This window comes from Streptomyces africanus, assembly GCF_002150735.1.
GTDB lineage: Bacteria > Actinomycetota > Actinomycetes > Streptomycetales > Streptomycetaceae > Streptomyces > Streptomyces africanus.
Genome location: NZ_MUKA01000251.1, coordinates 17,373 through 29,380, shown reverse-complemented (window position 1 = coordinate 29,380; position 12,008 = coordinate 17,373). Strand labels below are relative to the sequence as shown.

Annotated in this window: 12 protein-coding genes; 8 read left to right on the top strand and 4 right to left on the bottom strand. The window is 72.0% G+C overall.

Features of this window, described 5'->3' with window-relative positions; translation table 11 throughout:
• On the top strand, window positions 1-1,360 hold a 1,360-nt coding region (locus tag CCL05_RS28985), incomplete at its 5' end, for an amino acid permease (protein ID WP_086563575.1).
• Between the two features lie 228 nt (window positions 1,361-1,588).
• Here the strand turns inward: CCL05_RS28985 and CCL05_RS47695 are convergent.
• Window positions 1,589-1,951, bottom strand: coding sequence for a hypothetical protein (locus CCL05_RS47695; RefSeq protein ID WP_483025079.1), 363 nt, complete (start codon window positions 1,949-1,951; stop codon window positions 1,589-1,591).
• On the opposite strand from CCL05_RS47695, the gene CCL05_RS44940 reads away from it, so the two are divergent.
• The 4 genes from CCL05_RS44940 (at window position 1,874) to CCL05_RS28965 (ending at window position 5,231) form a co-directional block, all read left to right on the top strand.
• A complete protein-coding gene (locus CCL05_RS44940) occupies window positions 1,874-2,170 on the top strand; it encodes a hypothetical protein (RefSeq protein ID WP_158102507.1) in 297 nt (98 codons plus the stop codon). The genes CCL05_RS47695 and CCL05_RS44940 overlap by 78 nt on opposite strands.
• A gap of 236 nt (window positions 2,171-2,406) precedes the next feature.
• On the top strand, window positions 2,407-3,147 hold the full coding sequence (locus CCL05_RS28975; protein WP_086563573.1) for a hypothetical protein: 741 nt from the start codon (window positions 2,407-2,409) through the stop codon (window positions 3,145-3,147).
• Complete coding sequence (locus CCL05_RS28970; protein WP_086563572.1) at window positions 3,144-4,634, top strand: serine/threonine-protein kinase; 1,491 nt, start codon at window positions 3,144-3,146, stop codon at window positions 4,632-4,634. The genes CCL05_RS28975 and CCL05_RS28970 overlap by 4 nt, the downstream gene beginning before the upstream one ends.
• Window positions 4,635-4,826: 192 nt before the next feature.
• Window positions 4,827-5,231 carry a peptidase inhibitor family I36 protein gene (locus tag CCL05_RS28965; RefSeq protein WP_086563570.1) on the top strand — a complete coding sequence of 135 codons (405 nt, stop codon included), beginning with the start codon at window positions 4,827-4,829 and terminating at the stop codon, window positions 5,229-5,231.
• An 827-nt stretch (window positions 5,232-6,058) separates the two neighbouring features.
• On the opposite strand, the gene CCL05_RS28960 is transcribed toward CCL05_RS28965, so the two are convergent.
• A complete protein-coding gene (locus CCL05_RS28960) occupies window positions 6,059-6,328 on the bottom strand; it encodes an SMI1/KNR4 family protein (protein WP_086563569.1) in 270 nt (89 codons plus the stop codon).
• Between the two features lie 142 nt (window positions 6,329-6,470).
• Here CCL05_RS28960 and CCL05_RS28955 point away from each other — a divergent pair, with 142 nt between their 5' ends.
• Both CCL05_RS28955 and CCL05_RS28950 read left to right on the top strand, forming a co-directional pair.
• Window positions 6,471-7,493, top strand: a complete 1,023-nt coding sequence (locus tag CCL05_RS28955; protein WP_244204447.1) for an aminoglycoside phosphotransferase family protein — start codon at window positions 6,471-6,473, stop codon at window positions 7,491-7,493.
• A 41-nt stretch (window positions 7,494-7,534) separates the two neighbouring features.
• Window positions 7,535-8,416: an MOSC domain-containing protein gene (locus CCL05_RS28950; protein WP_086563567.1), complete on the top strand. Its 882-nt coding sequence runs from the start codon at window positions 7,535-7,537 to the stop codon at window positions 8,414-8,416.
• Between the two features lie 3 nt (window positions 8,417-8,419).
• On the opposite strand, the gene CCL05_RS28945 is transcribed toward CCL05_RS28950, so the two are convergent.
• Entirely contained in the window at window positions 8,420-10,528 is a 2,109-nt protein-coding gene (locus CCL05_RS28945; protein ID WP_086563565.1) for an autotransporter, read from the bottom strand.
• Between the two features lie 55 nt (window positions 10,529-10,583).
• A complete protein-coding gene (locus CCL05_RS28940; RefSeq protein ID WP_086563563.1) occupies window positions 10,584-11,033 on the bottom strand; it encodes a carboxymuconolactone decarboxylase family protein in 450 nt (149 codons plus the stop codon).
• Window positions 11,034-11,115: 82 nt separating this feature from the next.
• On the opposite strand from CCL05_RS28940, the gene CCL05_RS28935 reads away from it, so the two are divergent.
• A complete protein-coding gene (locus CCL05_RS28935) occupies window positions 11,116-11,994 on the top strand; it encodes a sigma-70 family RNA polymerase sigma factor (RefSeq protein ID WP_086563562.1) in 879 nt (292 codons plus the stop codon).
• The last annotated feature ends 14 nt before the right edge of the window (window positions 11,995-12,008 follow it).

Here is a 12,008-nt window from a genome sequence, read left to right as displayed (position 1 = left end):
CCCCAGCCCCGCCGAGACCGCCGAGACCGCCGAACCCGCCCCGGCGCCCCCGCCCCGCCGCACCTTCGGCCTGGCCGCCGCCACGGCCCTGGTCATGGGCAACATCATCGGCGGCGGCATCTTCGCCCTGCCCGCCACCGTCGCCCCCTACGGCACGATCAGCCTGCTCGCCTTCGTCGTGCTCTCGGCCGGCGCGGTCGCCCTCGCACTGCTCTTCGGCAGGCTGGCGCGGCGCAGCCCGGTCACGGGCGGGCTCTACGTCTACCCGAGGGACGCGTTCGGCGATTTCGCCGGGTTCCTGTCGGCCTGGTCGTACTGGACGATGTGCTGGGTCAGCATCGCCGCCCTGGCCGTCGCCGTCGTCGGCTACGTGGACGTCCTGACGCCCCTGCACGGCAACCACGTCCTCCAGGCCGCCGTCGCCATGGCCGCTCTCTGGCTGCCCGCCGCCGCCAACTTCGCGGGCACCCGCTGGGTCGGCGCGGTGCAGGTCGTCTCCACCGTCCTGAAGTTCGTGCCGCTGCTCCTGCTCGCCACCATCGGCCTGTTCTTCGTCGACGCGGACAACTTCGGCCCGTTCAACGCCTCCGGCCAGAGCGTCTCCGGCGCGCTGGCCGCCTCCGCCGCGCTGCTGCTGTACAGCTTCCTCGGGGTCGAGTCGGCCGCGGTCAGCGCGGGCGAGGTCCGCGACCCCGAGCGCACCGTCGCCCGGGCGAGCGTCCTCGGCACGCTGGCCTCGGCCCTGGTCTACATCCTGGGCACGATCGCCGTGTTCGGCCTCGTCCCGCACGGCCGGCTCGTCGACTCGGGCGCCCCCTTCGCCGACGCGGTCAACGCCCTCACCGGCAACTCCTGGGGCGGCACGGCCATCGCCCTGGTCGCCGTCGTCTCGATCACCGGCTGCCTCAACGGCTGGATCCTCATGGCCGCGCAGATGCCGTACGCCGCCGCGCGCGACGGTCTCTTCCCCGCGCCCTTCGCCCGGGTCGGCAAGGGCGGCGTCCCCGGCTTCGGCGTCTGGGCCTGCGCGATCCTCGGCACGCTTCTCATCGCCCTCAACTACACGGCGGGCCCGGACACCACGTTCCGCGTCCTCGTCCTGATCACCACGTTCACCGGCTGCGTGCCGTACCTGCTGTCGGCGGCGGCCCAGCTGTACTGGCTGGCCCGCGGCACCCGCGAACGCGTCCGCCCCGCCGGTCTGGTCCGCGACCTGATCGTCGCCGTCCTCTCCTTCGGCTTCTCGTTCTGGCTGATCGCGGGCGCCGGATACGCGGCCGTCTACCAGGGGGTGCTGTTCCTGTTCGCCGGGATCCCGGTGTACGTGTGGCTGCGGGGGAGGCGGGAGGCGGTTGCCTAGGGCGTCTTTTTCGGGATCATGCTCAGGTGGCATCCCACTCTGCTTGCGGCCAGCTGAGTCGCCTCTCGTGGGCGATCAAGGCGGCGTGGACGCTGCCTGTTCTCGGCGCCGGTGACGCCGCGACGTCGTCGAGACGGGCCCCAGTGCGCGCGGCGCGGCGGGCGGCGGCTTCGGCCAAGGGCGACGACGGTGCAGCCGGTGCGCACCTGGAGCCCGCCTCGATCAGGGTCATAGTGGGCGTCCTTCCGTCGGAGCCCGGTCATCTCCGGAGCGGAGACGGGGCCGTACCGGGCCCCGTCTCCGCTCGCTGTGGTGGAAGGCGGGTGGCGCTTGTGTCCCGGCCTCGCCGCTGCGGCCGCCGACGGGGTTCGGATCAGGACAACGGAGAGTGCAGGGACGGGGTCGGTCAGGCCGGGTCACGGCCCCACGCGGCCCACCGTTCGGCCTCGGAGAACGGGCCTGCCGCTCGGTCAGGAGCGCGAGTGCCTGTTCGCGGGCTGCGTCGACCTGCGCGTGCTCGGCGTCATCGATGATGCCCAGCCGCCGGGCGTCGACGTACTCGGCCTCGTCCTTCCACCGCCAGCCGGACAGGTCCGCGCCGGTCAGGAGGTCGACGAGCAGATCGAAGGTGTCGAAGCGGCACCGGCTTTCATCGTCCGGGACGCAAAAGTGTCGCGCTGGGGCGGGGCGCGGGCAACGCGGTTGGGCGACAGCGGCGGCCCGCTGGTCGTGGCCGGCGAACTCGTCGACGTCGTCAGGGGCGGCGCCGGCTCCGTCTACGGCCGCGAGCCCGCCTGTTCGCCACGGTGAGCACCGCGTCGGCCGCGCTTCCACGGCAGATCTTCGCCCGCCACTGATCCACTGACCGGGACGGACGGCCGGCCGTCCGGTCGGCGTCGTGCCGAGGGGTTCGGGCAGGCGCACCCGAACCCCTCGGAAACACGCTATGCCGCCGGCAAAGCCTCGTGGTCCGTCCTTGGCGTGCCCTACGCTGCCCCTTGTCGACTGGGGGAGGCCCTCATGGAATCGGGCGAGGGGACGAGTCCATGTACAGCGTCATCGTCGTACCGCCGGCGTGCGCCGGGCCGGGCGACCACATCAGGATCGCCACAGGTGAACGGCTCGCCTTCGGCAGGGCGGGCACGGGAAGTGGTCTGAGCATCGGGCACGGCGGAGTGCCCCGGGTCGCCGGAGAGATCACCGCGCACCTGAACTTCTGGCTGCTGAGCAACCTCAGCGAGGACCAGACCTACGTGGTCGAGAACCCGGAGGGCGCCGGAGAGCACATCAAGGTCGCCGCGGGCCGGGTGGACGCCCCCGTGCCGTTCGAGTTCTCGCGCGTGGTCCTGCCCGCGGCCGGCGATCTGCTCGCCTTCGACGTCTGGGCGCCGCGCCACGCCTACCGCAGCGTCGCGCGCGCGGGGCTCTCCGGAGTGGCCACGACCCAGGCCTTCGCCCTCGACCGCAGCAAGCGGTACTTCGCGGTCCTGACCGCGCTGTGCGAACCCCGCCTGCGCGGCGCGCCGCACGCGCCGCTGCCGGCGGTCGAGCAGCTCGTGGACCGTCTGCGACCGGTCTGGCCGACGGTCACCCGGTCCGCGGTCTACTGGAACATCGACTACCTCGCCGTCAAGCTGCGCCTACGCCCCGGCCCGGACACGGCCGAGCCCGGGCTGCGCGTCCACGGCAAGAAGGAGTCACTGGTCTCACTCGCGCTGCGGTTCGACCTGGTCAGGGAGGACGACCTGGCCGTGCTGGCCGTTGCGCCGAGCGAGGTGGTGGGATGACCGGACTGCGGCCGCACGCGGTTCCCGTGCCGCACGGCTACCGCGTGGGCGACTGGGAGGTCTGGGAGCCTCTCGCGTCGGGTGCCTTCGCGACGGTGTACGCGGGCAGACCGGTTGGCGGGGCGGATCCGGCCCTGCCCCGCCGGGTCGCCCTGAAGTTCCTCGCGACCGGCACCCGCACCCCGCGCCAACTGCGGCACCTGGGCGAGCTGGCCGAACGGGAGGTGCAGGTGCTGGGCCGCGTGCGGACCCCCCGCCTCATCCGCATGTACGACACGCTCACCGTCGACGACCCGGACCACCCGGAACTGGACGGGGCCACCGTGATCGTCCTGGAGCGGGCCGAGGGCTCCCTGGACGCCGTACTGGAACATGACCCGAAATCCGAGTCGGGGCCCGCCATGCTGGCCCAGATCTGTGCGGGGCTGCGTCAGCTGCACCACGCGGGCTGGGTGCACGGCGACCTGAAACCGGCCAATGTGCTGCTGATGGCGGACGGATCGGTACGCCTGGCCGACTTCAACATGGCGGCGGAACTGGAGGGCACGCACGCCTACGCGCCCGCTTTCGCCACGCCCGACTACACCCCGCCGGAGCTGCTGTGGCCGGAGGTGGACGAACGGGGCACCCGGATCCGTCCGTCCGCCGATGTATGGGCCTTCGGCGTCCTGGCTCATCTCCTGCTGACCGGCACCTTCCCGCTGCCGGGCGGCAGCACCGAGGCTCGGGCGGACGCGGCGACGCGCTACGCGCGCGGCACCGAGGAACTGCGGCTGTCCCCCGGACTGCCGGAGCTCTGGCGCGAGATCATCGTGGCCTGCCTCGCCCCCACCCACGCGGAGCGCATCACGGCCGAGGCGCTGCTCCGTCGCGTGGAGCGAGCGGCACGGGCCCCCCGCTCGGGCCGCCTGCCCCGGCTGCGCACCCGCTTCTGGCACCGGCGCCCGGTGGTGACGGCGCTGCTGACGACGGCGCTGGTGCTGCCGACGGGGCTGGTGGGCGGAGCGTACGTGTACGTGCACCACGACGACGGGACCCCGGTGTACGAGGCCCTGCCCGCCGCGTCGCGGGCCCCGATGGGCGGGGACGGCAAGGTGTCCGTCGGGTATCACCGCTGCCCCCGGGACAGCGTCTGCTTCTTCAGCGAGCACAACGGCAAGGGTGACATGTGCAGTTGGCGGGGAGACGACGCGAACTGGCAGGCGGGCGAGGAGACGTGCGCGTGGGCGGCCGACGGCCCGGTCCGCTCGGTCTTCAACAACCTCGCGGAGGAGCGGAAGAACCGCGACGTCGCCTACTACCGTGGCACGGGCTTCCAGCCCGCCGGCTACGACCGCGCCCGCGAGGCCCAACGCACCGGCTGCGACAGCATCAACTCCATGGACAACCTGGCAGGGACCTACTCGCCGCGCTCCCACCGGCTGGTCGACCGCTGTTCTTCCGGGGAGACGTCACTGAGGGGAAGATTCCTGTCGATGTTCGAGTGATCCCGCTCCCCTCGCCGACACCGTGACAAGGGAAGTGTCGTCGGTCCCCTGCGCAGAGCGACCCTGAAACGTTCGAGGTACCGCCCGCCGCTCATACGGTTCAGGGTGATGCCGACGCCGTCGCAGTGGACGGCGCGCTTCGTCGGGGGACGGCATCAGACCCCTCCAGCGACATCGACCAGGAGGACGATCATGAAGCGAGTTCGAGCGCTGCGCACCAAGGCCGGTCTCGTCACCGGGGTGACGCTTTTCGCGGGCCTGAGCCTGGGCGTCACCTCCGCACCGGCGCAGGCCCAAGCCCGCGCCTACAGCTGCCCGTCGGGAGACATCTGCTTCTACTCGGGCGACGACGGCACCGGTGACCGGTGCAACTGGGACGGGAACGACGACGACTGGCGCAACGGCGCCGTCAGGTGCTCGTGGTCCGCGGACAAGAACGTGAGGTCCGTCTACAACAACGGCACCAGCGGAATGGCCGTCGTCTACTACAGCGGCGCCAACTACGAGACCCGCAAGGGCTGTACGACCAAGGGCAAGAAGGGCAACCTTGCGGGGACCTACAAGCTGCGTTCCCACAAGTGGGTGTCGAGCTGCTGACCGTGGTGCGAGAACGCAGGGGGACACAGGGCGCGCGTCCGCACGGCACTGAGGGGCGTCGCTAGGGCAGCCCTGTCCTCGGGCTTCGGCCGCCTGGGTATTCCCAGGCATCGCGAAGACGGCCAGGGCGGCGACGACTCCGACTGGTACGACGGCCCGGTGCGCTGTTCATGGACCGAGACCAAGGGCGTGCGGTCCGTCCGGAACGAGGGCTCCACTCCGGTGGCCGTACACCGGCAGCCGGACTTCGCCGGCCCACCGGTGTGCGTCGCGCCGGCACGACGGTGAACGTCTCGGACCGGTTCCGCTCGCACCGCTGGGTGGACAGCTGCTGAACCACCTGTGGCGGGCCGCATCCCAAGAAGGGATTCGGCCCGCCATGTGCACGTCAAAAGTGCGCGACAGCCTCTCGTCAACCGGGATCAACTGGGGTACGGAGGCCAGTGGGGTGAGCGTCACAACCAACCAGGAGTGCCGACCGGCGCCTTCTGTGCACGCGGGCGAGTCCGCCGGAACGACGGCGACCGGGCCCGGACGGGTCGCCGCCGCCATGTGAGATGCCGCCGGACCTGGCTGGGCACAGGGCGACCGGAGCAGCGACATCGCCTTCGCCCGTATTCCCGCAGATCAGGCCGTGTCCGAGGTCATCGCCTCGAGTTCGATCGTGCTGCCCGCGGAGGTCGCGTCGTCTACCTCGCCCAGGCCGCGCGTTCACAACACGCCAAGCAGGGCGGCTCCCACCTGTCCTCCCACCCCATGTGGGGCTCCCTGCCCGCACTGCTGCACCACGCCGCCGACGCACTGGAAACCGGTCGGTACCTGGACGATTATCGGCGTCCCTTCGTCTTGGACCGCCAGACGGTCACGACCTCGTCGGTGCTCACAATCCCGTACAAGGGCGGCAGGCAGAAGCTGCCGCTCCCGTTGTGGCCCAGCAACAGGAGGGCGTGGTCGGGGTGGAGGCCCGTGCCGAGTTGCTCCTCGGCCCGGGCGAGGTCCGCCGGGGTGGCTGGGGGAGCCAGGTCCCGGGCGCGCCCGCGTTCCTCGAGCCAGCGTTCCACGCGCTGCCACGGCCCGCCGAGCGGAGCGGGCTCCATGTGTCCTCCTGCCGGTTCGGGACGGACCTCACCGTAAGCTTGCGGGATGCCTGAAGTCGCCGTGGCGGAAGCCGAGTTTCGCGAGATTTTCGATTCCGTAGCCCCCGGAGGGACGACCCTCGTACCTCTCACGCACAACCCGTTGAACGGCGTCACCGCGGGCGTGTGGCGCGTCACGGGCGGCGGCCGGTCGGCCGTACTGAAGGTGCTCACGCGGACCAAGGAGACCAGCGTCACCTGGGCCGCCTCCAACGACCCACGGCACTGGAACTTCTGGCGCCGCGAGGCGTACGTCTACCAGTCGGGGCTCGCCCAGGTCTGGCAGCGGCACGGCATCCGCGCGCCCCGGCTGCTGGCCTGCCTCGCACGCCCGGACGGTGACCTGGCGTTGTGGCTGGAGGACGTGCCGGGCGAACCGGCGACCGCCTGGCCGCTCGCCCGGCACGTCGAGCACGCGCACCGGCTCGGGGCCGCGCAGGGCGCGGTGGGGGCCGGGGAGGACCGGCCGTGGCTGTCGCAGCGCTTCCTGCGCGACTACACCGCCGGCAAGACGACCGGCCAGGACCTGCTCGACGACGACGAGGCCTGGCGACACCCCCTGGTCCGGGAGCACTTCCCGGCGGGCCTGCGCGCGGACATGGTCCGCCTCCACCACGACCGCGAGTGGTTCCTCACGGTCATGGAGTCCCTGCCGCGCGCCTTCTGCCACCTCGACCAGTGGCCGGCCAACGTCCGCTCCGACGGCCCCGGCAACGTCCTGTTCGACTGGGCGTTCGCCGGGGACGGCGCGCTCGGCGAGGACCTCGGCAACTACCTCCCCGACTCCGTCTTCGACCTGTTCGTCCCCGCCGCCGACCTCCCCGGCCTGGCCAAGGCGGCGTACGACGCCTACCTGCACGGCCTGCGCGAGAGCGGCTGGCGCGGCGACGAACGGCTCGTCCGGCTCGGCGTGTGCGCCTCCGCCGTGAAGTACGACTGGCTCACCGCACTGATGCTCGCCCGTGCGGACGACGAGCAGCCGGCCTACGGCGGCCAGGGCTCCGTCCCCGCCGGACTCCGCTACCGCGAACGCGGCCTGACCCTCGCCTTCCTCGCCGACTGGGCGGCCGAGGCCCGGCTGCTGGCACCCCAGCTGGGCTTTCCGGAGGCACCGAGCGGCCGCTGACACCGGACGCCTGAAACACACCGCCGCGAGAAGGGCAGGGCATGGCCCGCGTCGTCGAGTTGTCGTACTACCCAGTCAAGGGATGCGCCGGTACCTCGGCGACCGAGGCACTGCTGACCCCCGCCGGACTGGCGCACGACCGCAGCTTCATGGTCGTCAGCGAGGAGGGCGTGTACCGGACCCAGCGCCGGGATCCCCGGCTGGCCGTCATCCGGCCCGCCGTCACCGCAGACGGCGAGCGCCTCACGCTCAGCGCGCCGGGAACGGAGGACCTGCACCTCCGGGTGGACACCACCGGTGCCCGGCGGAAAGTGGACCTGTTCGGAACCGCTTACCAGGGCATCGACCAGGGCGGCCCGGCAGCCGACTGGCTCTCGGAGGTCCTGCGCACCCCGTCCCGGCTGGTGCGCGTACCGCCGGAACACGACCGGGTGACCGACGGCATGACACCCGGCACCTCCGGCTACGCCGACAGCTGCGCGCTGCACATCATCTCGCGCTCCACCCTCGAGCTCTTCAACCGGAAACTGAGCGAACGCGGCGCGAGCCCGCTGCCCATGAACCGCTTCCGCCCCAACATCGTGCTCGATGGCGGGGACGCACCCGACGGCGGGGACCACCTCGCCCGCGGTGACGACCTCCACGGCTGGGACGAACCGCACACCGAGGACCGCGTCCGCCACCTCCGCATCGGCGACACCGAACTGGGCTATGCCAAGCTCGCCATCCGCTGCGCCGTCACCCTGGTCGAGCAGCAGTCCGGGACCAGGGCGGGCCCGGAACCCCTGCGTACCCTCGCCGGCTATCGGCGGGCGTCCGAGGGCGGCGTCGCCTTCGGTGCCAAGTTCGCCGTGCTGCGGCCCGGCAGGGTGTCCGTCGGCGACGACGCGGTCGTCACGTCGTGGGGCGAGTCCGAGCTGTGAGCCTCACCGCCGTAGGCGGGCCGCGTGCCGGCCGCCGCCGTGGTGGCGCCGGCCGCGTCGCGTCGCCATCGGCACGGCGAGGCTGACGACGAGGGCCAGCCCGAGCGCGTACGGCCACCAGCCGAAGCCGACGTCCTCCGAAGCGCCGGCGCTCCGGGGCGCCACGGCCCCGGACGCGGACGCCCCGGGCGCGGTGGCGGAGGGGCTCGGGGTGGTTCCGGCCTTCAGGGCGACGTCGTTCCCGTCCCCGGCCCGGTAGTCGATGCGGTAGGTGGTGCCGCCGAGCTTCAGACGGGCGCCCTGCCGCAGCCCCTCGAACGTTCCCGAGATCCTGCCGCCGCCCTGGTGATCGAGGACGCTGATCTCGCGAGCGGCCCGGCCCCGGCCTCCTGCCGCCGACACGTCGAGGTCCCCGGCCAGCCGCACGGGCCCCGTCACCTTCAACGGCTCGTCCCGCAGGATCAGGGTGCCCCTGGAGCTCTGCGAGTAGCCGCCATTCACGATGATGCCGGTCGTGACGGCACCGTCGTTCCGCACCGCTCCCGCGACCGTGCCCTTGCCGGTAAGTGTGGTCGCGACGCGCAGGCCCGCCGGGCCCGCGTCCAGCCGGGCCCCGGCCGCCGTGAGCCGTACGGCCCTGCTGTGCGTGAGTGTGGCGCCCTTGCGCAGGGCCAGCGTCCCTCGGGAGACGGTGGTCGTCCCGGTGTACGTGACGGCGGGCCCCGTCAGGGTCGTCGTGGCGGTTCCCGACTGGGTGAGCGAGCCGCTGCCGCCGATGCGGGAGAGGGTGAGAGGCCGTTCCGTGTTGCGCAGGACGAGTGAGCCGTCGTTGACGACCCTGGAGCGGGCGCCTGCCGTGTACAGTCCGCTGTCGCCGCCGCGCTTCCCGCTGCCCAGGCGCAGCACCGCCCCTTTTTCCACCGTCGTGGAGCCGTCGTAGTACTGGACGGCCGCGAAGGTCACGTCGTTGCCCGGGGTGCCGGCGATGACGATGTCGCCGGCGCCGGGGGCCGAGAGGGTGTCGTGGAATCTGCCGCCGCCGATGGGGGCGCCGAGCGTCACCGGGCCGTTGTAGTCGAAGGTGAGGCGGGAACGGGAGCGGGCGGCCAGGAGGTTGATGTAGACCGTCTCGGCGGTGCCCGGCATGAAGATGCTGTTCGTCGTGCCGTCGCCCCACTGGACGTTCGCGCCCTTGATGTTGGTGCCGCGTTTGTTGACGTTCTTGCGGGCGGGTGTCCAGTTGAGGGCCGGGTCGCTGAGCGAGGGGTCGCTGTCGCCGCCCCGGTCCGACCAGCTGTACTGGCCGGTGAGGATCACCTTGCCGCCGGGCCGCGACTGGACGTTGATGTCGCTGCCGTACTCGCGCTGGTAGAAGTCCATGCCCATCGTGACGGTCCGGCCGAGCGGTGTGTCGACGGTCCAGGTGCCCTGGTTGAGGACCTTGCGGACGTTCGGGAGCGAGGTCGCGTACTCCGGGCGGCCGGCGTTGAGCTGCGTGCCGTTGTCGATCACCCCGGAGAAGGAGTGCGTGCCCGACAGGTCCCAGGTGCCCCAGAGGAACCTCGGCTGGGTGATCAGCCCGGAGCCGCTGATGGTGCCCAGGTTGTACGCGCTCGTCAGCGACAGCCGCAGTGTGCCGTCCACCCGGAGGTTGTTCTGGTTGAGGCGGAACGCCGGGGTGTTGTACGGGAAGCGGCCGATCAGTCCCGTCGTACCGCCGTCGCCGTACTGGAGCGTCGCGCCGCGCTCCACCGTGACCGCCGGCGGGTCGGGGCGGGTGACGGTGACGTACGGGTGGTTCCCGCCCGCCGTCCGCACCCGCTGCCGCCGCCGGGACTCGGGGAGTGTGAAGTCGCTGTCGCGGGTGAGGACCAGGGTCCCGCTGCCGCGCACGGTGAGCGTGCCCTCGCCGCGGAACACGCCGTCGTACGTCGTCGTCCCGGGCGGGACGGTGACGACCGTGTCGCCCGTGAGCGTCACGTCCCGGTCGGCCAGCACGTAGGCGGTGACGTCCCGGGGACCGGCCGCCACCGCCGGGGGAGCGGCGAGGAGCGAGGCGGCCGCCGCGAGGACTGAGGCGGCCGCTGCTGTGGTGTGGGTGAGGCTGCGCACGGGAGGGGAGACGGGGGCAGCGGCGGGCCGATAACAAAAAATCGACCCGCCCTGCTCACCAGGTCTTGCCGGCCTGCTCCCGGATCGTGCGGTTGATGCGGTTGAAGAAGTTGGTCATCGCGATCTCCAGGATGATCGCGTTCAGCTGCTCCTCACTGAAGTGGTCGGCGGCGGCGTCCCAGATCTCGTCGGTCACGCCCGGTGCGTCGTCCTGGATCCGGGTGGCGGCCTCGGTCAGGGCGAGAGCCGCCCGCTCCTCATCGGTGTAGAAGGGCGTCTCGCGCCAGGCGACCACGTGGTGCAGCCGCTCGTCCGTCTCGCCCGCCTTCTTCGCCGACGCGACCGAGGCGAAGACGCACGGGCTGCAGCCGTTGATCTGGCTGGTCCGCAGATGGACCAGAGACAGCAGGCGCTGGTCGACGCCCCCGGCGTGAATCGCCTTGTAGAGGTGCTGGATCCCCTTGATCATGTCGGGGTTCGGCTTTCCGTTCACGCGTGCTTCCATCGGTGCCGCTCCTTCATCGGTTACCTGAGCCCGTTCGGGCCCGTCATCTCCGTGACGGAGCAGAGCCGAGAAAGGTAACAACATGTCCGACACGAGTCCGGCGGACCCGCTCGCCGAGGCGTTCGAGGCCCAGCGTGACCGGTTGCGCGCGGTCGCCTATCGCATGCTCGGATCGCGCGCCGACGCCGAGGACGTGGTCCAGGAGGCCTGGCTGCGTCTCTCCCGCCAGGACGCGGCGGCCATCCACAACCTCGGCGGCTGGCTGACCACGGTGGTCGGCCGGATCAGCCTCGACGTCCTGCGCTCGCGCCAGGCCCGCCCGGAGGCGTCCTACGACGACAGTGTGTCCGAGCTCGTGGTGACGCTCGACGACGGGCCCGCTCCCGAGGACGACGCGGTGCTCGCCGACTCGGTCGGGCTCGCGCTGCTCGTCGTCCTGGAGTCGCTCGGGCCGAGCGAGCGGCTGGCGTTCGTGCTGCACGACCTGTTCGCGGTGCCGTTCGACGAGATCGGCCAGATCCTCGGCAAGTCCACCGCCGCCGCCAAGATGCTCGCCAGCCGTGCCCGCAGGAAGGTGCGGGCGACGAAGCGGCCGGCCGGCGTCGGACAGGAACAGCGGGAGGTGGTCCGGGCCTTCCTGGCGGCGGCACGCCGCGGCGACTTCGAGGGGTTGCTGCGGGTACTCCACCCCGAGGTGGAACTGACCGTCGACACCCCGTCCGGCGTGGTCGTCACCCTCGGTGCCACGAAGGTCGCGGCCGGCGCACGCCTGGCCGCCGGCGCGGCCGCCCGGGGACGCGCCGTGCTCGTCAACGGCCTCCCGGGGTACGTCTCCTGGCACGAGGACGGCACCCCCCTCGCGGTCCTCGCGTTCACCGTCGTCGACGACCGGATCACCGGCCTGACGATCGTGAACGACCCGGCCAGACTCGCGCTGATGGACTTGCCGGATCCGGCGTGAGTCCCGGCTTCCCC

What these genes read in the sequence shown, in the direction of transcription:
- CCL05_RS28975 (WP_086563573.1), top strand. Translation starts at nt 2,407, where the DNA reads ATGTACAGCGTCATCGTCGTACCGCCGGCGTGCGCCGGGCCGGGCGAC.
- CCL05_RS28970 (WP_086563572.1), top strand. Translation starts at nt 3,144, where the DNA reads ATGACCGGACTGCGGCCGCACGCGGTTCCCGTGCCGCACGGCTACCGC.
- CCL05_RS28965 (WP_086563570.1), top strand. Translation starts at nt 4,827, where the DNA reads ATGAAGCGAGTTCGAGCGCTGCGCACCAAGGCCGGTCTCGTCACCGGG.
- CCL05_RS28960 (WP_086563569.1), bottom strand. Translation starts at nt 6,328, where the DNA reads ATGGAGCCCGCTCCGCTCGGCGGGCCGTGGCAGCGCGTGGAACGCTGG.
- CCL05_RS28950 (WP_086563567.1), top strand. Translation starts at nt 7,535, where the DNA reads ATGGCCCGCGTCGTCGAGTTGTCGTACTACCCAGTCAAGGGATGCGCC.
- CCL05_RS28940 (WP_086563563.1), bottom strand. Translation starts at nt 11,033, where the DNA reads ATGGAAGCACGCGTGAACGGAAAGCCGAACCCCGACATGATCAAGGGG.
- CCL05_RS28935 (WP_086563562.1), top strand. Translation starts at nt 11,116, where the DNA reads ATGTCCGACACGAGTCCGGCGGACCCGCTCGCCGAGGCGTTCGAGGCC.